The organism is Campylobacter canis (assembly GCF_045504005.1).
Lineage (GTDB): Bacteria > Campylobacterota > Campylobacteria > Campylobacterales > Campylobacteraceae > Campylobacter_A > Campylobacter_A canis.
In genome coordinates this window covers 14809-34708 of sequence record NZ_JBJJXH010000012.1, presented here as the reverse complement: position 1 = coordinate 34708, position 19900 = coordinate 14809, and the positions used below count along the sequence as shown (strand labels likewise).

Below are 19900 nucleotides of genomic sequence, written 5' to 3'. Positions count from 1 at the left end.
AATTAATTGTGATTTTTATAAAGTAACAATAGGCTTGTGGTAGGTATAAAATTTATTATTTTAGTTTCGTATTGCCAAGCGGCAAATTTAAAAAATTAAGTTATAATCACGCATGTGTCAGGGGAGCGTTAGCTGAGATTAGGTGCAAGCCTTAGACCCTTAAACCTGAAGCGGATAATGCCGACGTAGGAAGATGCGCTACTTCTGATGCAAATTTAATCCAAAGACAAAATATGCTAATTATAAACGGCAAAGACGAGAGCGAATTTATAGGGCGAAATTTGCAAGATTTTCTCTCAAGTAAAAATTTTAAAATAGAGCAAGTTGTAGCCGAATTAAACGGTGAAATTTTGCCAAAAGATAAATTTGATACCATTTTAAACGATGGCGACAAGGTAGAGATAGTCTGCTTCGTGGGTGGCGGCTGATGAGTAGAATGTTTAGCCGAAATGTAGCAGGAGCTACAGAAGCTCTTAATAAGCTTAATATCGCTATTTGCGGAGCGGGCGGGATAGGCTCGAATTTAGCCGTTATGCTTGTGCGCTCAGGCGTTAAGAAGCTCACGATAATTGATTTTGATACGGTTGAATTAAGCAATCTAAACCGCCAGCACTACTTTATAAAAGATATTGGCAAGCCAAAAGTAGTGGTACTTAAAGAAGTTTTGGAAAGTATTTCGCAAGTGCAAATCGAGGCGATAGAGGCTAAGATAACCGGTCAAAACGCAAAAGAAATCTTAAAAAACTTTGACGTGATTTGCGAAGCGTTTGATAACGCCGAACAAAAGGCTATGCTTGCAAATTTCGTGCTTGCAAATTTAGATAGCGTGTTTATAGCAAGTAGCGGAATGTCGGGAATTAGCGGAGAGATGAAAGTGCGAAAAGTAAATGAAAAATTTTATGTTTGCGGTGATGAAACAAGTGATATGAAAGATGGTGTAATGAGCCCAAGAGTAAGTATATGTGCGGGCATGATGGCGAATTTGGTGCTAAACTTGGCTTTGCAAAGAGCAAAAAAGGAGCATGCGTGAAAGATGATTTTTTAGAGCTTAGCGGGCATAAATTTAGTTCCCGCTTCATCTTGGGTTCGGGCAAATTTTCTCTATCTTTACTTGAGGCTGCGATAAAAGACGCAAAAGCTCAGATCGTTACACTCGCGCTTCGCAGAGTAAATGAAGGCGGAAGTGAAAATATACTTGACTTTATCCCAAAAGATATCACCATCCTGCCAAACACTTCAGGAGCCAGAAATGCAGATGAGGCCGTGCGTATCGCAAAGCTTGCACGCGAGCTTGGATGTGGCGACTTCGTTAAAGTCGAGTGTATAAAAGACAGTAGATATCTGCTACCCGATAACTACGAGACGATAAAAGCGACGGAAAAACTTGCGAATTTGGGCTTTGTCGTAATGCCTTATATGTATCCTGATCTAAACGTGGCTCGCGATCTTGTAAATGCGGGTGCTGCTTGCGTGATGCCTCTTGGAGCGCCTATCGGTACAAATAAAGGGCTTGCCACTCGTGAATTTATCAAAATTTTAATAGATGAGATAGAACTGCCCGTGATAGTTGATGCGGGCATCGGAAACCCTGCTCAGGCTTGCGAGGCTATGCAGATGGGTTGCGCTGCGGTAATGGCAAATACCGCTATAGCAACTTCAGGAGATGTGCGAGCGATGGCAAAAGCTTTTGCGCTCTCTATTGAGGCTGGTAGGCTTGCTTATCTGGCGGGGCTTGGCGAGATTAGCGAAGCGGCAAGAGCGTCTAGCCCGCTAAGTGGATTTTTGGAGTAGGGCGTGAAAAATTTTGACGTGATGAGCTATATGGACGGCATGCAACGCATAGATGAAAGCTTGATGAATCGTGTCTTAAATTTGCGTGAAAACTACAACTATGAGGGCTATACAAAGTCTGATGTAAAAAGAGCTCTTGGTATGAGTCGTGTCGATGCAGAAGGGCTTCGTGCGCTTTTAAGTCCTGCGGCTGGCAAGTTTTTAGAAGAGATGGCGGCGCGCGCTCAAAGTGAGATGAAAAGGCATTTTGGAAACGGCATTGAGCTTTTCACCCCGCTTTATATCTCAAATTTTTGTGACAGTAACTGCGTGTATTGCGGATTTAGCTCGCATAATAAAATTTCGCGCTTAAGACTAAAGATAGACGAGATAAAAACAGAGCTTGAAAGTATCGCAAAAAGCGGGCTTAAGGATGTGCTAATCCTTACGGGTGAGAGCGCTAAGAAGCGCGATTTAAAATATATTGGCGAAGCTTGCAAGGAGGCTTCAAAGCTATTTAGCAATGTCGGAGTTGAGATTTATCCGCTAAATTCCGATGAATACGCATACTTGCATGAGTGCGGCGTGGATTATGTGATAGTGTTTCAAGAAACTTACAATCCCGAAAAATATGCCAAGGTTCATATCGGCGGACAAAAGATGAGCTTTGCTTACCGCTTTAATGCCCAAGAAAGAGCTCTTATGGGAGGAATGAGAGGTGTCGGATTTGCCGCCTTGCTTGGGCTTGATGACTTTAGAAAAGATGCTTTTGCGACGGCGATTCATGCAAATTTCATTCAGCAAAAATACCCGCATGCAGAAATCGCGATATCCTGCCCTAGGCTAAGACCTGCTAAAAATAAAAGTGAAGTAAATGCGGGCGAAGTTGATGAAAAAAGCCTTTTTCAGGTGATTTGCGCTTATAGAATTTTTCTTCCTTTTGCTAATATCACGATCTCAACGCGCGAGAATGCGAAATTTAGAAACGGTATTATAAAAGTAGCCGCAAGCAAAATTTCAGCAGGAGTTAGCGTGGGAGTCGGCACTCACTTGGATGGAGTCAAAAGAGGCGATGAGCAGTTTGAGATAGACGATACTCGTGGTGTGGATGAAATTTATAAAGATATCTTAGCGCTTAATCTGCAACCTGTGATGAGTAATCATATCTATGTTTGAGCTTATTTGCATTACAAATCGCCATTTAAGCAGTGATTTTTTAGGCGATTTATCGCGCATAGTTAGCGAAAAAAAGCCAAATGCTGTCATCTTAAGAGAAAAGGACTTGGATGAGTGTGAGTATAAACATTTGGCCTTAGAGGTGCTAAAAATCACTAGAAATTCAAGCACTAGGCTTATTTTGCATACTCATTTGGATATTGCTTTAAGGCTTGGAGTTAAAAATTTACACCTTCCTTTTGGAGAGTTTTTAAAATTTAACGAGACAAAAACGAAACGAGACTTGGTTAAAAATGAAAATTTAACTATCGGAGTTTCGGTTCATTCTCTTGACGAAGCCATTATGGCACAAAATTTAGGTGCAAAATATGTCATAGCGGGGCATATTTTTAAAACCAAAAGTCATGAGAGTACGCCACCTAGAGGACTAGAATTTTTAAAAGAAATTTGTGCAAATTTAAACATCAAAACATACGCTATAGGTGGGATAAATGCTAAAAATTTAAGCCAGATAAAAGACGCTGGAGCTAGCGGAGCTTGCATGATGAGGGAGTTTTTGAAACTTGATCAAAGCTAGCGGGAAGCTAGATTTAAGGCTATTTTATTATCATTTTAAAATTTTTATTAAGGATAATCGGTGAATAAACTTGTTTTTGTAACGTTGCTTTGGGCTTTTAGTTTTAGTTTGATAGGGGAGTTTTTAGCAGGCAGGGTAGATAGCTATTTTGCGGCATTTTCGCGTGTTGTTTTAGCGCTTTTAGTCTTTTTGCCTTTTATGAAATTTGAGGCAAAAAATGCCGCCATATATGCTAAAATCACACTTATCGGAGCTATTCAAATAGGAGCTATGTATATCTTTTACTATAACTCGTTTTTGTATCTAAGTGTGCCTGAAGTAGCGCTTTTTACGATATTTACACCTTTTTATGTGAGCGTGGTTTATGATCTTTTCGCTAAGCGTTTGCGACCTCTTTATCTACTTAGCGTTGCGGTTGCGGTTTTGGGAGCTTTTATCATCAAATACGGTGGCGTAAATAGCAATTTTTGGCTTGGATTTTTAATGGTTCAGGGCGCAAATTTATGCTTTGGCGTTGGGCAGAGTGCGTATAAATTTTTACTTGAAGATAAAGGATTTAACGAACAAAAGGGTCTTTTTGGCTGGTTTTTTGTAGGAGCTTGTTTGGTAACGGGATTTGCGTTTGGCATGTTTGGAAATTTTGAGAAAATTTCACTTGATATGACTCAGTCTTTAGTGCTTCTATGGCTTGGAATCGGAGCTAGCGGGCTTGGATACTTTATGTGGAACAAAGGTGCGTGCGAGGTTGATAGCGGCACTTTGGCAATCATGAATAACGCGCTTATACCTGCTGCCATAATTGTAAATTTAGTGTTTTGGCATAAAGACGCAGACATTGTTCGTCTTATCATTGGCGGAGCGGTCATATATATCTCACTTTTGGTTCACAATAAAATAATTACTTATTATGAAAGAAAAAGTGTGGCCTAAATTTATTAAACTCTTTTGGCTTGTTTTGAAATTTGATAGCTAAAAGAGTTTAATTGTGGTTTAGGTTTTTAAATTTTATACAAAACAGTTGCTGTGTTTGTGGTATTCTAAGTAAAACTTTTTAATTTTAGTCATTATAAGTATTGCAATGATTCTTTGAAATATTTAAGCAAGGTAAAACATCTACTTCAATTTGTTTTATGTATTGTTATTCTCTTTGCGGATTTTTATAAAAAATCCGTTAAAAATTCCGTAAAAAATCTAGCAAGAGATAAAAGAAAATAATTAATGAAAAAGTATTTTTAGTAAAATATCATGTTTTAGAGTGTCTATTGATAAAAAATCAAAAAAATATAAAAAGCTTTGAAAAGTATACATGGTGCCCGAGGTCGGACTCGAACCGACACAAGGTTGCCCTTACCAGATTTTGAGTCTGGCGCGTCTACCAGTTTCACCACTCGGGCCAAAAAAGAATTGTATTTTACCTAAAAGAGATAAAAGATATATTAAATTTTGAAAGAATATTTAAAATTAGGATAAATTAAGAAGCTCCGCAAGGAGCTTCTATGAAAAGAAATTATTTCTTTTTGCCTTTTTTGCCGGCGCCGGCTACAACAGCTTCTTTAAGTTTTTTGCCAACTTTAAATTTGACAGCTTTGCTAGCAGGAACATCAATTACTTTTTTTGTTCCAGGAACTCTTGCTTTTCTAGCAGCTCTATCAGCTGTGCTGAAAGTTCCAAAACCTATAAAGCTAACGCTACCGCCAGCAGTAAGCGCCTCTTTGATTGTCTCTAAAGCAGCGTCAACAACTTTTAGAGAATCTTTTTTAGAAAGACCAGCCTTGTCGGCAACAGCTTGAATAAATTCAGCTTTTTTCATAGAACCATCCTTTTAAGAAGTGATATAATCGCATTTTACAACGTTTTTTAAAAAAACACAATAGTTTTTTAAGCTAAATTTGAACAAAAATAAGTTTTTTTTAATAAAAAAGGCTCAAATTTAAGATTTTTATAAAATTTCCACCAAAAATTCGTTTTTAAGACCGCTTTTTTTGATATCAATTAGCATTAAGTTATTTATCGTTAGTTTTCCAAGTTCTTCAATCGTTTTTATATCTGCTTTAGCAACCTCTTTTAGCGCTATTCCTCGGTATGCTTTAGCGTAATGACTAACGACTTTGCCATCTTTTATAAATTTAAAAGTCGCGAAAGGAACTTTAATGTCATAAAATTTTTCATAAAATCCCGCGCGAAGGTCTAAAACCGCTTCATCGTCTATCCATGCGTCAATCTCATTTGAGAAGTTATCTTTGTAAAATTTCTCTATATTTAGTCCGTTTATTTTTTCGCCCTGTTTTAGTTTGTATTCTGCTATTTCATCGCCTGCCAGTATGCCACCATATAAATTTGAAAATATGAGCACGTTTTTATCTATGAAATTTTGAGCGTCTTTATCTAAATTTCTATAATCTAAATGTTTATACGCAACTCCGTCATATCTTAAAACCGCTTTTATAACGCTTCTTTTAAAAATATCTTCTCTTAGATCATCGCATTCATAGCTCTTTTTATATCCAAATAGCTTTAAAATTTGATCTTCCGAAGCGGATTTTAAAAATTCATTATAAGCGTTTAAAATTTCCATTCTTTTTTCATATAAATTCGGAAATATAAAGCTATCTTTGCTCATAAATTTCGTAGATTTTATGGCGGTTTTGGCTTCGCTTGGGGAAAACAAAATTTTCATCATGATGCCTTATGGTTTGAAATTAAAATTTAAAAACAGATCATACTCTAAACTAAATAAATTTTAGATTTTGACGATATTTTGCACGTTGGAACTTTATTTGCTTTTAAAGTTTAATGAAAATTTAATTAGGAATTTGCGATGCGAATTACAAACCAGATGATGAAATTTAACGATAATTACAACTATCAAACAAACATGAGAGAGCTTCACAGGCTAAACACTCAACTTTCAAGCGGGCTTAAGATACAAAATTCCTTTGAAGATAGCAGTATCTATAATGACGGAATGAGGCTTGATTACGAAGTTGCAACTCTTGAGCAGATAAAGGACGCTACATCTAAAGCAAGCAGTTTTTCTTTAAATACCGATAAATCTTTAAAGGATTTTAAAGAAAAGCTTGAGCTGTTTAAGTCAAAGCTCGTTCAAGCTGGTAATCAACATCACTCAAAGACCTCCAGAGAGGCTCTTGCAAATGATCTGCAAGGCATAAAAAATCATCTTGTAAATATCGCAAACACATCAATCAACGGACAATTTTTGTTTTCGGGAAGCGCCATAAACACTAAGCCTATCAACGGAACTACAAATGAGTATTTTGGAAATTCTCAGCTTATGAACGTAGTTGGAGGTTCGAAGGTAAATTTGCCTTATAATCTAACTGGAAGCGAGCTATTTTTGGGCAGGGATATGGATTATAACAAGCGATTAAGCGCTAATGTTTCGTTAACCGATCAGAGCATACTTAACAGGAAAGATAACGTAAGATACCTAAATGAGGAGAGTAAGCTTCAAAATATGATAGGCTTTAACTATCTAAAAGATGAAACAGGGCTTTCGGATCTTGACTTCGTCGGACCAAATGCTAAGAAATTTCAAAATACGACCTTTTTCCTTCAAGGTAAAAAGCCTGACGGGACTTCATTTACGAGCAAATTTAAAATGACTTCCGACGCCTCCATAAAAGATCTGCTGGAAAAAATAGGCACCGAATACGGCAACACTCCAAACAGCAAAGCCGTAGAAGTTACGATAAACAACCAAGGGCAAATCAATATAAAAGATCTAACCAAGGGAAATCAGGTTATTGATTTTCATATGATAGGCGCTACGGCAAAGATTGCGGACGTAAATTCTTTAACTAATGCAAATATAAACAACGCTTCTAATGCATTTAACGCCATTAATAGCATGAAAGACCTGAAAGCTCTTAAAGACGCCAATCCTAATGATTTTGTGATAACCGAATTTGTAAAGAGTAATTATACAAATTTGGACGGCAGTAAGTTTAATGCTTTTGATTACGATAAAGTAAATTTTAAAAACGAAGGAAAGCATGTAATAGGAACCGTTTCGCAGATTTCAAGAGCGACGGGTAATTATGCTACGGATAAGACGACTTTAAGCGAAGTCGCGGGAACTAAAAATTTATATGACGGTGAAAAAGGCAAATACAATCTAAATGGTCAATCTTTGCATATGAGTATAAAATCAAAGAATGGCGGAAACTACACCGTTTCTATGACGTTTAGTCTGAATGGGCTAAATCCGAATTTTACTATAAAAGGAACAAAGCCTGACGGTACAGCAGTAAACTATAATACTCCCGTATGGGATAGTGTATACAATCCAGTAACGGACAGTATAGATGGCGTAAGAACTCATGCAAAAGATGTAACTTTTAGACAGCTTAATGATATTATTTCTTTTGTGGCTAGCGATAATATACCAAATCCTGATGCCATAGTTAATCCTCCTGGATTAGCCCCGCTTGAGAAATCTTTTTTAGCGTATCAGCAATCTATTAAAGACGCACAAGGAAGCGTTGAAGTAAATATGGATCATAGAGGCAGGATAAAAGTTACCGATATGCAAAATGCAAATACTTCTATAGAAGTTGGAATTTTTGATAATAGAAATTCGGATAAATTTGCAGGAGATAGCACAGGAAATACTCCTGCTACGTCTCAAGGCGTGGGCTCGGTATTTACTTTTTCTGCAAATAACGGCATTACTTTAGATGAGCCAAGCGTTGATATATTTGCCGATCTTGATAAGATGATAGAGGCTGTTAGGCTTGGGCAGTATAGAGCCGATGCAAACGGTCCTGATCCTAGAAACTCCGGAATCCAAGGAGCTATCGAAAGAGTAGATCACATCTTTGATCATGTAAATAAGCTTCATACGAAAGTAGGAGCGCTTTCCAGTTCGCTAAAAGATACGAATTTAAGAGCGGGAATCCTCTCCGTAAACGTCCAGACGGTTAAGTCGGAAGTCATAGATGCCGACTATGGAAAAACCTATATGAATTTGATGCAAAAGGTAATGAGTTATCAAGCCATGCTTCAGTCGGTTGCAAAGGTAAATCAACTAAGTCTCTTAAACTATATGTAAAATTACGCTATAATCAGACTTTTAAATAAAGGATTTAAAATTTTACGAGAGTCGATTTTAGTTATAGTTGTGTTTTTTTTGATGTTTTTTGGAGCTGCCACGATAGCTCCTGATGCAAATTTCGTAGGAAGCTTCGGTAAAATTTTAGGTGAAGTAAATTACGAACTATTCGGCTTTATAGCTTACATTTATCCGTTTGCTTTGATATTTTTTGCCTACTACGTATATAAATTTTTTAAGAAATTTGATCTTGACTTTGCTCAGCTTGCGCTTGGGCTTGTTATTTTATTTTTTGCATTTTTGATGTTTCAAGCTATTTCAAGCTCCACTCAAGCAGGTATCATAGGCAGTGTTTGTATAAACGCACTCAAAGATGTAGTGGGAGTGATAGGCTCATGGGTTTTTATAGTGATGCTTTTTGTGCTTGCATTTGGGCTGATAGCTCAAGAAAATATAGCGGTAGTGTTAAAAAAAGCTTTTGTAGAACCTACCGCAAGAGATACTTATGTCGATCATAAATTTGAGCAGCCAAGACAGATAACTCAGAAAAAATCCACACAAAAAGCCAAAAAAAGAGAGATAAAAGATAAAGATATCACTGATAATGAAGATAGCGATAGTGAAAATTTAGCAGATTTTATCGATGTAGAGGCCGAAGATGTAGGCAGTAAAAATATATCTACCATAAACGGCGTTGAAATTTTAAATGAAGTGGCAGAAAACAAAAAGCTTCTTGACGAGATAGAAAAAGGCAAGATTGAAAAACCAAAGGATTTCGCACTTCCGCCACTTAAATTTCTAAACGATCCACCAAAGCGCTCTCATAATTTCAATGAAGTTGAGATCGATCAAAAGATATCCGATCTGCTTGATAAATTGCGTAAATTTAAGATAGACGGCGACGTCGTTCGCACTTATACGGGGCCTATCGTTACCACATTTGAGTTTCGTTTAGCTCCGCATATAAAGGTGAGTAAAATTTTGACCTTGCAAGATGATATTGCTATGGCTTTGCGCGCTCAGACTATCCGTATCCAAGCTCCAATCCCCGGCAAAGACGTAGTGGGTATAGAAGTGCCAAACCAAAATATAGAGACGATATATCTAAAAGAAATTTTAGATAGCGAAATTTATAAAAAAGCCTCAAGCCCTCTTACTATCGCGCTTGGCAAAGACATAGTAGGGGCGCCTTTTATCACCGATCTTAAAAAGCTTCCGCATCTTCTTATAGCGGGAACTACCGGAAGCGGTAAGAGCGTGGGCATAAACGCCATGCTTTTAAGCTTGCTTTATAGAAATAGCCCTCAGACTCTGCGCCTTATGATGATAGATCCTAAGATGCTTGAATTTAGCATTTATAACGATATCCCGCACCTCTTAACTCCCGTTATCACTCAAGCCAAACAGGCTATCACTGCGCTTGCAAATATGGTTGCCGAGATGGAGCGCAGATATAAGATTATGAGCCATACCCGCACGAAAAATATCGAGAGTTATAACGAAAAGATGAAAGCCGAAGGCGGCGAACAGTTTCCTTATATAGTGGTTATCATCGACGAATTAGCAGATCTTATGATGACAAGCGGCAAGGATGTGGAGCTGTATATAGGACGACTTGCACAGATGGCTAGGGCAAGCGGAATTCACCTAATCGTAGCTACTCAGCGACCAAGCGTGGATGTGGTAACGGGTCTCATAAAGGCAAATTTGCCAAGCCGTATCAGCTATAGGGTGGGGCAAAGGATCGACAGTAAGGTAATCCTTGATCAAATGGGCGCTGAAAGCCTCTTGGGGCGCGGCGATATGCTATTTACGCCTCCCGGAAGCCCGGGTATCATCAGGCTTCATGCGCCGTTTGCCAGCGAAAAAGAGATAGAAACGATAGTGAATTTCTTAAAAGAGCAGCAAGAAGTTGTTTATGACGAGAAATTCTTAAAAGAAGACGGCGCAACTTCAGGCTCCGGGGGCGAATGTTCCGGCGAGGCTCTTGCTGGTGAGCTTGACGAGCTTTACGAAGAGGCTAAAGAGATCGTCCTGAGTGAGCAAAAAACTTCCATCAGCTACCTTCAAAGGCGCCTTAAGATAGGATACAATAGAGCTGCAACGATAATCGAGCAGATGGAGCAAATGGGTGTGCTAAGTCCTGTTAATGCCAAAGGACAAAGGGAGATTTTGTAAATTTGGCTTTTTAGATAAAACTTTGCTTTTTAATTGATTTTGAGCGGTTAGTAAAAAACTCGATTTAAATAAAGCCCGTTTGGCGGTGCGGGCATACGAGTAATAGCTCTTTGGTCGTAAATCGCCTTGTATAAAAGCTCTTTTGCTTTTTTGAAATTTTTATCTTGGATAGAATTTATATCTGTAGTATCGCTTAAATTTGCACTAACACCCAAATTTTCACTATATCTAGTAAATTGACTTTCGTTTTTAGTATTAAGTTCCTTTAATTTGCCGATTTGAGCAAGCTCTAAAGCCTTGAAAACGCTAGCTATCATAAGGCGAATCTGAGCCCTTAAAAATCCGTTTGCTTTAAAAACTATAATAGTTTTTTCTCCATAAGGGTAGCAAAACGCTTTTTTTATTTTGCGCACGGGGCTTTTTACTTCGCTTCCAAGCTTCATAAATGCGCTAAAGTCGTGCTCTCCGATAAAGAGCGCAAGAAGCTCATTGGCTTTTTTTAGATCAAATTTTGGTAAAAATGTATGATACTGACTTAAAAATGGACTAAAATCGCCATGGTTAATAATGTATCGATACTGCCTAAATTTAGCGTCATAACGCGGATGAAAGATTTCATCTACTTTTGAAATTTGTTTTATGTGAATATGCGGATGAGCGTGACGGTTGATTAAATTTGCAAGCCTTTTAAAGTCCTTAAAATGCTCGCCACACTCTACGCATGCGACTTGATTATTTGCATGTACATCTTTATCGGTTCTTGAACTTGAGATGATTTTGCCAAAAATTCCTACATGTGTCAAAGCCAAGCTTAATATGTCTTCTACGCCGTTTTCGTGCGGTTGGGTTTGAGAGCCTTGAAATTTAGACCCGTCGTAACTAAATATTAGTTTTATCTTCAAGCTAATATCTCTTAACGATTTTCTTTTTATAAAATATAATAGAGCTTATTAAAAATAGCAAAAATACCGATGGTATCGCTATCATCGCCTTTGATGAGAGCAGCATGATAAGCGCAAAATAAACAAACAGTACACCAAAAATTCCAAAATATATAAAGCCTTTTTCATATCTGTAGGTAACCACTCCAAAGCTTATGGCAAATAAAGTAGTCGCAAGTGGAAACAGGGCGATCAAAGTAAAAGTTGCAAAGTCTTTGGCTCTTTTTTTGTTGGTTTTGATATCTTTCCAATACTCTATAAACGAGAGTGTTTTTGATATGTTGTCGTTTGAAAACGTATGAAGCTTCATGTATTTAAAGTCCGCTTGATGCCATACGTCGTCTTTGATATCGTAAATTTTGCCGCTATTTAGCTGAAGTTCTAAATTCGAAGCGTTGTTTATGATCTTTGCGTTATCGGCTATGATCACTCTTTGAGCTCCTGCTTGAGGAGAATAAAGAGTAACTCCCTCGTATGTCGTGCCGTTATCATCGATTTTTTCGCTTTGTATATAGACCATCCAGTTTGAAAATCTTTGTCCGAATTGAGTTGTTTTTAGATTAAGCTTGGCAACGGTTTTTTTGTATTCTATAAAATTTTCGTTTAGCTCAACTGCAGTAGGTATCAAAATTATCGCAACTACAAGTAAAAACGCCGAAACAAGACCGCTTAAAATGATAAAAAACCTAGCTATGAAATTTGGCGAGTGCCCCAAGGTAAATATAACAATGCTTTCGTTTTCTTTCGATAGTCTAAAAAGCGTCATTGCTAAAGATACGAAAAACGCTATAGGAATAGTAAATAAAAGCACCCGCGGCAACATAAACAAATATAGCTTAAATAGCTCAAAAAATGTTATCTCTATATATGAAGTTATGCGCGCAATCTGTATAAAAAATACAATCGACATAATCAGAAATAGAGTCGAAAATAGCGAAGCAAAAGTGCTTATGAAATTCGTAAAAAGATACCTGCTTACTCTACCCATACAAATACTCTAAAAACTCTAAAAAATTGGCTTTAAAAACATAAACCGTAAGCAGCCCAAGGCTTAAAAAAGGCACAAAAGGTAGCTCATATCCTCTTTTTCTAACCGCCATATAAGCAGGCAGAGTTAAAATGGCTGCGACATATATCGCCATTAAACCAAGCTTGATACCTAAAATCGCTCCCATAACTCCGGCTATAAATATATCGGCACTTCCCATAGCTTCGCGTTTCATAGCAAGGCTTACGACAAATCTTAACAGCCAAAAGGCAAACATAAAAATAGCAGCGCTTATAACTCCATCAAAGTTAAACTCAAAGCCTTTGTATGACCCCAAAGTAGGCATTAGCGAATACATAATGGCAAAGACCACACTTGTAAAAAGAAGCGGATCGGGAACGGCTTTGTATCTAAAATCAATGGCGCTAAGACAAAGTAAAATTATAAAACAAACACCGATAACAAGAGCTTTTATAAGCTGCATATAATCAATATCTGAAATTTGAGCATTTGATGTTTCGTGAAAAAACGCAAGCATCATAAGAATTCCGCTTAAAATTTCCACCAAAGGGTACTGAAAGCTAATTTTTTCTTTACAAAATGCACATTTACCGCCCAAAAAGAGCCAAGATAAAATTGGCACATTATGATAAAATTTAAGTGGCGTTTTGCAGCTTTGACAGTGCGATGCAGGGAAATTTATGCTCTGTCCAAGCGGCATTCTGTATATCAAAACATTTCCAAAAGAGCCTATTGCTGCACCTAAAATAAAATAAAATATCGCTATCATAATCCACCAAACCTTCTTTTTGTATTTTTAAACTTATCAACTATATCACCTAGCTCGCTACTCGTAAAATCAGGCCAGAAAGTATCTGTATAAGCAAGCTCTGCGTAACTTGCCTGCCAAAGCATGAAATTTGAAAGTCTTTGCTCTCCTCCCGTTCGCACAAGCAGATCGATCGCTTCGCTCTCATCAAGACAAGCGTTTAAATTCGCTTCGTTTAACTCCAAATTCTGCTCGTTTAGCCTCTTAAAAGCTCTTAAAATTTCATCTTTTGCACCGTAGTTTATTGCTAAATTTAGCTTTAGTTTTTTATTTTCTTGCGTGAGGTTTTCAAGGTTTATTATCTCTTCTTTTAATCTCTCATTAAAAGCGTTTATGTCGCCTATGGCTTTAAATTTGATATCGTGTTTGATAAAAATTTCTCGCTTTGAAATAAGAAATTTTAAAAGCAGATCCATTAGAAATTTAACCTCGTTTTCAGGTCGCTTCCAGTTTTCTGTGCTAAAGGCATAAAGGCTTAAAATTTCAATTTCTTTTTCAATGCAAAACCCGCAAACATCCTCAACTACCTTTGCGCCGCTTTCGTGCCCTTTGGTTCTCATGAAGCCTTGTTTTTTCGCCCATCTTCCGTTTCCGTCCATTATGATCGCCAGATGCTTTAGTTTGTTCAAATTATCCCTTAAAATCAATTATTTTACCATTTGGCGTATAAATTTCACTCACGCTACCTAGTCGTATCTCGCACTCAAATTTTTCATTAAGAAGTTTTGCTACCTTATTAAAAGGCGTGGTTATTGATGAAATTTGAGAATTTTTAAATTCAAAAATTAGCGGAGCGAAATTTCCAAAAACGAGATAAACACTACTTGCTTTTAGCTCTTTTTTTATTTGAAAAATTCCTAAATTTTCTCCGTAAGCAAAAGGAATATGAATGATATCTTTTTGAAGAGCAAAAAGCATATCTGTATAAATTTCAAATTTTTCTTTGTTGCTTTCTTCCGCTAGTTTTAAAAAAATATAATCATAAAACCATTTTAAATTAGGCTCATTTATTATTTTTTCCAACAACTCAAGTCCGTTTTCAAGAGTGTGCAAAGGGCTGAAATTTGGTTTTTCGTATAAATTTTGTATTATGATATTTTCACTTCCAGCGCCTATCTCGCCCCAGTATTCCTTGCCTATTTTAAGCTGTTTCATACTTTTTGTGCTGAGTGTTTTATTTTTAAATTTTAAGTTGTAGCGGTTGTAGCCCGTTTTTTCAAGCACTTTTATGCTTATAGGCAAAGATGCGTTTAAAACTACTCCGCTTTGATTTCCGCTAGCTATTTTTTGTATTTTAGAAATGGTTTGTATCATAGCTCGCTTGCCAAATTTACGATACTAAGAGCTATATTTTGTTTGCTGTCAAGCGGTATTGTTTGCTCGCTTTTTTTAGTTATAAAAGTTACTTCGCTAACATCTGAGCCGAATTTTACGTTTTGATCAAGCAAATTTAGGCAAACCGCATCAAGCTTTTTATCTAAAAGCATCTGTTTTGCTTTGCTTTCAGCGGTTTTTGCCTCCGTTTCCATTTTAAAGCCTATTTTTTTTACATTTTTAAATTTGTCTAAGGAGGCTAATATATCGATATTTTGTTTTAAATTTAGCTGCCAAATTTCACCTAGATTCTCTTTTTTAAGCTTTCCCTTTGCAGATATCTGGGGTATGTAATCACTCACCGCTGCTGCCATAACAAGCAAATTTGCATCTTTTAGCTCATCTTCAAGAGTATTTTTTAGCTCGTTTGAGCTTTTAAATTGAAGCGTTTTATAAGGCGTATTTTCGCATTCAAAGCTTGCAATCAGCGTTACATCCGCACCTACGTAGTAAAACGCATCAGCCAAAGCTCTTGCCATCTTTCCGCTTGATAGGTTTGTTATGGTTCTTGCTTCATCTATATTTTCGCTTGTGGCCCCGCCTGATATAACGACTTTTTGACCGCTAAATTTAGCCTTGCTAAGAGCCTTTTTAACCTCGTAAATTATAGTTTGATTATCGGCTAAAGCGCCTTTTCCCATATCTTTACAAGCCAGCATTTTATAGACAGGATCTATAAATTTAACGCCGCTTTGTCTTAAAAACTCAAAGCTTTTTTGAGTTGAAAAATGATTAATCATCTTATCGTTTGCCGCTGGAGCTATTAAGATCGGTGCGGTAGATGCGATGAGAGTTTGCATAAATACATTATCGCAAATGCCGTTTGCAAGCTTGTTTATCGTATTTACCGAGGCCGGAGCTATTAAGATGAGATCCATTTTAGCATAAGCTATATGGTTAAGCCCCGCTTGCCAGTTTTCGCTCTCACTTGTTAAAATTTGATGTTCGCTAAGCGCTTCAAATCCAAGTGCGGAGCAAAATTTCAAAGCTCCATCGCTAAGCATAACATATACATCAGCGCCTTCTTTTTTAAGTATAGATAAAATTTCGTAAGCCTTATAAAATGCGATACTTCCACAGACCGCAAGTAGGATTTTTTTATTTTTGAGCATCTTTTTCACCGAAAAATTTATAGAAAAATCCGCTTTTGTTTACTTGTTTACTCCTGCTTATCGCAAGCGAGCCGCTTGGTACGTCTGAGGTGACTGTGCTTCCTGCGGCTATGAGCACGTCATCTCCTATCGTTACGGGAGCTATGAGCTGAGTGTCTGAGCCTATAAAGACGTTTTTGCCGATTATTGTTTTGTGTTTTGATTTTCCGTCGTAGTTGCAAGTGATAGTTCCGCATCCTACGTTTGTGCCTTCATCTATCTGCGCATCCCCAAGATAGCTTAGGTGACCCGCTTTTACGCCGTTTAGATTTGAGGCTTTTACCTCTACGAAATTTCCTATGTGAGAGTTTTTGATAACGCTTTTTGGGCGAATTCTACCAAGAGGTCCTATGCTTGAGCTTTCTATTATGCTATCTTCTACTACACTTGAGCTTTTGATGACCGAGTCTTTTATCTCGCATGGACCGATTATACTTACGTTTTCTTGCAGTTCGCATTCTCCTTCAAATTTCGCTCTACTATCTATATAAATAGAGTCTGCCAGACGCATCAATACGCCCTGTCGCATCCAGTTTTGTTTGATTTCCTCTTGCATTATTCTTTCGGCTACGCTTAGCTGAAATTTGTCGTTTATTCCCATGAAATTTTGCTCATCTACCGTTACTGCCGAGCATTTGAAATTCAGTTCGTTTGCTATTTTAACGGCATCGGTTAAGTAGTATTCGTTTTGTGCGTTTTGATTTTTTATAAGCGGTAAAATTTGCTTTAAAACTTCGGTTTTAAAGGCATAGCATCCCGCATTTACGTTTTTTATCATCCTTTGCGTTTCGCTTGCGTCTTTTTGCTCTACTATCGCTTCAACCATGCAGTTATTTACGATGACGCGACCATATCCGTGCGGATCTTTGGCTTCAAACACGCTTACTGCTATATCGGCACTAGCCGCGTTTAGTCTAATGATATCATTTGTTTTAATTAGCGGCATATCACCACATAGGATTATTGTTTTTTCGCTATTTAAATTTACGTTTTTAAGTGCGCCTGCGGTACCCGGGAAAAGTTTTAAATCCTGCTCGTAAATTTTGGTTTTAGGAAAAATTTCTTTGATTTTAGCTTCAACCAGCTCTTTTTGATAGCTTAAAACAACGCTAACATCATTGCTTATCTCGTAAGCTTTTTTTAAAATATGTATTATCATCGGTTCGCCGCAAAGCTCAAAAATCACCTTTGGTTTTGTCGATTTCATTCTTGTGCCAAGTCCTGCGGCAAGTATGACTACGCCGATGTCGCTCATATTTTTTCCTTGAATTAAAATTTGCTAAATTTTATCTTACGCTTGCTAAATAGTTGATTAACTATTATGATAACTGATTTTTTATCTAATTCTATTAAAGTAACCATCGTAAATTTTTATAAGTTAATCAAAATTTAACTGCTTTTCAAGTAAAAATAACTACAATAATAAGAAAATTTTAAAATTTAAGCTTTAAAGAGAGTCTGAGATGGATTTAGGAACCGTTGTCGGTTGGATTTTGATTATGGTTTTGCTGTTTGGTGCGATGGCTATCGGCGTTGGTATCGGACCTTATATCGACATTCCTTCCGTGATGATCGTTTTTGGCGGAACTATCGGATGCTTGATGGTCGGCTTTAAGATGGAGCAGATGAAAAAGCTCTTTACTTTTTATGGAATCGCCGTAAAGCCTAGGACATTCAATCTTCAAGAGATAGTTAAAAAGATGGTTGAATACTCCACAAAAGCTCGTAGGGACGGGATTTTGGCTCTTGAAACGGACGCAAATAACGAAACTGACGAATTTCTTAAGAAGGGTCTATCTATGGCGGTTGACGGAAATGAGCCTGACGATATAAGAGCTTTGCTTGAAATAGATATGGAGCAAACCAGCTCAAGACACACCGATAATATCAAAATTTTTGATCAGATCGCAGGTTTTGCAGGCTCGATGGGTATGATAGGAACTCTCATCGGACTTGTCGCCATGCTTTTAAATATGTCCGATCCTTCCGCTATCGGTCCTTCTATGGCAGTAGCCCTCATCACCACACTTTACGGAGCGATGATAGGAAATATCCTTGGAGCGCCCGTTGCAAATATCTTAGGTATCCGAGATAAAGATGAAAGTCTTGCAAAAACGATTATAATTGAAGGTATTATGGCTATCCAAGCGGGCGATAATCCTCGTACGCTTGAGATGAAGCTTCTTTCTTTCTTGCCGCCTAAAGAGCGAGTAAGTCAGTTTAACTAAGGCTAAAAATGGCTAAGAAATTAATCGATCCCGCCGATTGTCCTAAATGTCTGCCAAGTTGGCTTGCGGCTTTTGGGGATTTGATGTCTCTTTTGCTCTGTTTTTTCGTGCTTTTATTATCAATGAGTACGATGGATGCCAAAAAGCTTGAAGCGGCGGTAGGATCGCTCGCGGGGGCTTTAAGCGTGCTTGAAGGAGGTGCTAAGCCTGATGTAAGCCCTGAACAAAATCAAGACTCTCACGCCACAAGAAATAAAGAACGAACCGATGTTCAGCTAAATTTCGACCAGACCGTAAAATCCATAAATGAGCTCTTGCACGCTAGCGGCTCGCCTGAAGTTACGCTTGATGAGAGTGAAAGCGGCTTTATCATAAGACTTCCTGCAAGCTTGCTCTTTAGTAAGGGAAGTGCGGTTTTGAGCAATGATGATGCTATTTTGTTTTTAAAGCGTATCGCTATGGTTATAGATAAGCTTCCGGGCGATATTGTAGCAAACGTAGTAGGACACACGGATAACGAGCTTCCAAATAGCGATAGTATATACAAAAACAACTGGGAGCTCTCTTCAGCCCGTGCCATAAGCGTCGTAGATGAGCTTATCAAAGACGGCGTAAGCCCTAAAAAGCTTATGGCTTCGGCAAAGGCCGAATTTGAGCCCTTTGCTTCAAATTCCACCGAGCAGGGCAGGGAGAAAAATCGTCGCGTAGAAATTCACTTCATCTCGCAAGATAAAGGAGACAGGGCAAAAACGCAACAAAGCATACTTGATATGCAGGGCAAGTAGGAAGTGTAAGTGAAAAAACTTCTATTTTTGCTATTTTTTGCTTTAGCTGTTTTTGCGGATGACAACTTAACTATCCCGACCGTAAATTTAACCCTAACGGCACCCGATACGCCACAACAACTCGTAACCTCGCTAAATGTATTAATCGTCTTAACCATACTAACCCTTGCACCTTCGCTTGTTTTTATGATGACAAGCTTTTTGCGTCTTATTATTGTGTTTTCATTTTTACGCCAAGCCATGGGAACTCAGCAGATGCCGCCATCTACCGTGCTTATCTCGCTTGCCATGGTTCTTACGTTTTTTATCATGGAGCCTGTGGTTAAGCAGTCTTATGACGTAGCCGTTAAGCCCTATCTGGATGAGAAGATAAGCTATCAGGTTGCGTTTGAAGAGGGAGTTAAGCCGTTTAAAGAATTTATGATAAAAAATACCAGAGAAAAGGATTTGGCTCTGTTTTTCCGCATAAGAAATTTGCCAAATCCGCAAAATATCGAAGAAATTCCGCTAACTATAACTATGAGCGCATTTATGATAAGCGAGCTAAAGACCGCTTTTGAGATAGCGTTTTTGATATATCTGCCGTTTTTGGTTATAGATATGGTTGTAAGCTCCGTGCTTATGAGTATGGGTATGATGATGCTTCCTCCTACTATGATTTCTCTACCTTTTAAGCTGCTTATCTTCGTGCTTGTAGATGGCTGGAATCTGCTTGTTATGAATTTGGTGCGGAGTTTTCATTAGATATTTAGTACTAAAATTTGAATAAAGGATGGCAAAGATGGCATTTAAGTATGAATTTAATCTATTTTATCTTTTTAGCAGACATCTA

Annotated in this window: 19 protein-coding genes, 1 tRNA gene, 2 pseudogenes and 1 riboswitch; of the genes and pseudogenes, 12 read left to right on the top strand and 10 right to left on the bottom strand. The window is 37.7% G+C overall.

Features of this window, described 5'->3' with window-relative positions:
• The first annotated feature begins 109 nt into the window (after positions 1-109).
• A riboswitch (TPP riboswitch) is annotated at positions 110-209 on the top strand.
• A gap of 24 nt (positions 210-233) precedes the next feature.
• From thiS to ACHJH3_RS10210, 6 genes are read left to right on the top strand one after another with little or no spacing between them, the layout of a single operon-like run.
• Positions 234-428, top strand: coding sequence for a sulfur carrier protein ThiS (gene thiS, locus ACHJH3_RS10235; protein WP_407064713.1), 195 nt, complete (start codon positions 234-236; stop codon positions 426-428).
• A complete protein-coding gene (gene thiF, locus ACHJH3_RS10230; protein ID WP_407064712.1) occupies positions 428-1030 on the top strand; it encodes a sulfur carrier protein ThiS adenylyltransferase ThiF in 603 nt (200 codons plus the stop codon). The genes thiS and thiF overlap by 1 nt, the downstream gene beginning before the upstream one ends.
• On the top strand, positions 961-1791 hold the full coding sequence (locus ACHJH3_RS10225; protein WP_407064711.1) for a thiazole synthase: 831 nt from the start codon (positions 961-963) through the stop codon (positions 1789-1791). Before thiF ends, ACHJH3_RS10225 begins: the two co-directional genes overlap by 70 nt.
• 21 nt (positions 1792-1812) lie before the next feature.
• Complete coding sequence (thiH, locus tag ACHJH3_RS10220) at positions 1813-2946, top strand: 2-iminoacetate synthase ThiH (protein WP_407064719.1); 1134 nt, start codon at positions 1813-1815, stop codon at positions 2944-2946.
• Positions 2939-3523, top strand: a complete 585-nt coding sequence (locus ACHJH3_RS10215) for a thiamine phosphate synthase (protein ID WP_407064710.1) — start codon at positions 2939-2941, stop codon at positions 3521-3523. Before thiH ends, ACHJH3_RS10215 begins: the two co-directional genes overlap by 8 nt.
• A 60-nt stretch (positions 3524-3583) precedes the next feature.
• The gene (locus ACHJH3_RS10210) at positions 3584-4453 is read left to right on the top strand and encodes an EamA family transporter (protein ID WP_407064709.1); all 870 of its coding nucleotides are present in this window, start codon (positions 3584-3586) and stop codon (positions 4451-4453) included.
• A 377-nt stretch (positions 4454-4830) separates the two neighbouring features.
• Here the strand turns inward: ACHJH3_RS10210 and ACHJH3_RS10205 are convergent.
• The 3 genes from ACHJH3_RS10205 to ACHJH3_RS10195 form a co-directional block, all read right to left on the bottom strand.
• Positions 4831-4917: transfer RNA gene (locus ACHJH3_RS10205), tRNA-Leu, on the bottom strand.
• 113 nt (positions 4918-5030) lie between these two features.
• The gene (locus ACHJH3_RS10200; RefSeq protein WP_169942840.1) at positions 5031-5333 is read right to left on the bottom strand and encodes an HU family DNA-binding protein; all 303 of its coding nucleotides are present in this window, start codon (positions 5331-5333) and stop codon (positions 5031-5033) included.
• A gap of 129 nt (positions 5334-5462) precedes the next feature.
• Positions 5463-6200, bottom strand: a complete 738-nt coding sequence (locus tag ACHJH3_RS10195) for a YaaA family protein (RefSeq protein ID WP_407064708.1) — start codon at positions 6198-6200, stop codon at positions 5463-5465.
• Between the two features lie 141 nt (positions 6201-6341).
• Here ACHJH3_RS10195 and ACHJH3_RS10190 point away from each other — a divergent pair, with 141 nt between their 5' ends.
• The 3 genes and pseudogenes from ACHJH3_RS10190 to ACHJH3_RS10180 form a co-directional block, all read left to right on the top strand.
• Entirely contained in the window at positions 6342-8594 is a 2253-nt protein-coding gene (locus tag ACHJH3_RS10190) for a flagellin N-terminal helical domain-containing protein (protein WP_407064707.1), read from the top strand.
• Between the two features lie 81 nt (positions 8595-8675).
• Positions 8676-8990: pseudogene (locus ACHJH3_RS10185) on the top strand (DNA translocase FtsK 4TM domain-containing protein); the annotation flags it as partial.
• 312 nt (positions 8991-9302) lie between these two features.
• Positions 9303-10772 (top strand): annotated as a pseudogene (locus tag ACHJH3_RS10180) (DNA translocase FtsK); the annotation flags it as partial.
• Between the two features lie 47 nt (positions 10773-10819).
• On the opposite strand, the gene truA reads toward ACHJH3_RS10180, so the two are convergent.
• From truA to glmU, 7 genes are read right to left on the bottom strand one after another with little or no spacing between them, the layout of a single operon-like run.
• Entirely contained in the window at positions 10820-11674 is an 855-nt protein-coding gene (truA, locus tag ACHJH3_RS10175; protein ID WP_407064706.1) for a tRNA pseudouridine(38-40) synthase TruA, read from the bottom strand.
• Position 11675: 1 nt separating this feature from the next.
• Entirely contained in the window at positions 11676-12701 is a 1026-nt protein-coding gene (locus ACHJH3_RS10170; RefSeq protein WP_407064705.1) for an LptF/LptG family permease, read from the bottom strand.
• Positions 12694-13491, bottom strand: a complete 798-nt coding sequence (locus ACHJH3_RS10165) for a prepilin peptidase (RefSeq protein ID WP_407064704.1) — start codon at positions 13489-13491, stop codon at positions 12694-12696. Before ACHJH3_RS10165 ends, ACHJH3_RS10170 begins: the two co-directional genes overlap by 8 nt.
• The gene (gene uppS / locus ACHJH3_RS10160) at positions 13488-14159 is read right to left on the bottom strand and encodes a polyprenyl diphosphate synthase (RefSeq protein ID WP_407064703.1); all 672 of its coding nucleotides are present in this window, start codon (positions 14157-14159) and stop codon (positions 13488-13490) included. Before uppS ends, ACHJH3_RS10165 begins: the two co-directional genes overlap by 4 nt.
• A 1-nt stretch (position 14160) precedes the next feature.
• Positions 14161-14844, bottom strand: coding sequence for a hypothetical protein (locus ACHJH3_RS10155; RefSeq protein WP_407064702.1), 684 nt, complete (start codon positions 14842-14844; stop codon positions 14161-14163).
• Complete coding sequence (gene coaBC / locus ACHJH3_RS10150; RefSeq protein ID WP_407064701.1) at positions 14841-16016, bottom strand: bifunctional phosphopantothenoylcysteine decarboxylase/phosphopantothenate--cysteine ligase CoaBC; 1176 nt, start codon at positions 16014-16016, stop codon at positions 14841-14843. Before coaBC ends, ACHJH3_RS10155 begins: the two co-directional genes overlap by 4 nt.
• A complete protein-coding gene (glmU, locus tag ACHJH3_RS10145; protein ID WP_407064700.1) occupies positions 16003-17310 on the bottom strand; it encodes a bifunctional UDP-N-acetylglucosamine diphosphorylase/glucosamine-1-phosphate N-acetyltransferase GlmU in 1308 nt (435 codons plus the stop codon). The genes coaBC and glmU overlap by 14 nt, the downstream gene beginning before the upstream one ends.
• 208 nt (positions 17311-17518) lie before the next feature.
• On the opposite strand from glmU, the gene ACHJH3_RS10140 reads away from it, so the two are divergent.
• Genes ACHJH3_RS10140 through fliP form a run of 3 tightly spaced genes read left to right on the top strand, consistent with a single transcriptional unit; the run spans position 17519 to position 19812 of the window.
• Positions 17519-18283 carry a motility protein A gene (locus tag ACHJH3_RS10140; protein WP_169942818.1) on the top strand — a complete coding sequence of 255 codons (765 nt, stop codon included), beginning with the start codon at positions 17519-17521 and terminating at the stop codon, positions 18281-18283.
• Between the two features lie 8 nt (positions 18284-18291).
• On the top strand, positions 18292-19068 hold the full coding sequence (locus tag ACHJH3_RS10135; RefSeq protein ID WP_173031151.1) for an OmpA/MotB family protein: 777 nt from the start codon (positions 18292-18294) through the stop codon (positions 19066-19068).
• Between the two features lie 9 nt (positions 19069-19077).
• The gene (gene fliP, locus ACHJH3_RS10130) at positions 19078-19812 is read left to right on the top strand and encodes a flagellar type III secretion system pore protein FliP (RefSeq protein ID WP_173031150.1); all 735 of its coding nucleotides are present in this window, start codon (positions 19078-19080) and stop codon (positions 19810-19812) included.
• Positions 19813-19900 lie beyond the last annotated feature (88 nt).

Excerpts from the sequence above, each read along its gene's own strand:
- ACHJH3_RS10140 (WP_169942818.1), top strand. The coding sequence starts at position 17,519 with ATGGATTTAGGAACCGTTGTCGGTTGGATTTTGATTATGGTTTTGCTG.
- glmU (WP_407064700.1), bottom strand. The coding sequence starts at position 17,310 with ATGAGCGACATCGGCGTAGTCATACTTGCCGCAGGACTTGGCACAAGA.
- ACHJH3_RS10190 (WP_407064707.1), top strand. The coding sequence starts at position 6,342 with ATGCGAATTACAAACCAGATGATGAAATTTAACGATAATTACAACTAT.
- thiS (WP_407064713.1), top strand. The coding sequence starts at position 234 with ATGCTAATTATAAACGGCAAAGACGAGAGCGAATTTATAGGGCGAAAT.
- ACHJH3_RS10215 (WP_407064710.1), top strand. The coding sequence starts at position 2,939 with ATGTTTGAGCTTATTTGCATTACAAATCGCCATTTAAGCAGTGATTTT.
- ACHJH3_RS10200 (WP_169942840.1), bottom strand. The coding sequence starts at position 5,333 with ATGAAAAAAGCTGAATTTATTCAAGCTGTTGCCGACAAGGCTGGTCTT.
- ACHJH3_RS10170 (WP_407064705.1), bottom strand. The coding sequence starts at position 12,701 with ATGGGTAGAGTAAGCAGGTATCTTTTTACGAATTTCATAAGCACTTTT.
- ACHJH3_RS10225 (WP_407064711.1), top strand. The coding sequence starts at position 961 with ATGTGCGGGCATGATGGCGAATTTGGTGCTAAACTTGGCTTTGCAAAG.
- coaBC (WP_407064701.1), bottom strand. The coding sequence starts at position 16,016 with ATGCTCAAAAATAAAAAAATCCTACTTGCGGTCTGTGGAAGTATCGCA.
- thiH (WP_407064719.1), top strand. The coding sequence starts at position 1,813 with ATGAGCTATATGGACGGCATGCAACGCATAGATGAAAGCTTGATGAAT.
- ACHJH3_RS10195 (WP_407064708.1), bottom strand. The coding sequence starts at position 6,200 with ATGAAAATTTTGTTTTCCCCAAGCGAAGCCAAAACCGCCATAAAATCT.
- ACHJH3_RS10165 (WP_407064704.1), bottom strand. The coding sequence starts at position 13,491 with ATGATAGCGATATTTTATTTTATTTTAGGTGCAGCAATAGGCTCTTTT.
- ACHJH3_RS10155 (WP_407064702.1), bottom strand. The coding sequence starts at position 14,844 with ATGATACAAACCATTTCTAAAATACAAAAAATAGCTAGCGGAAATCAA.
- ACHJH3_RS10135 (WP_173031151.1), top strand. The coding sequence starts at position 18,292 with ATGGCTAAGAAATTAATCGATCCCGCCGATTGTCCTAAATGTCTGCCA.
- thiF (WP_407064712.1), top strand. The coding sequence starts at position 428 with ATGAGTAGAATGTTTAGCCGAAATGTAGCAGGAGCTACAGAAGCTCTT.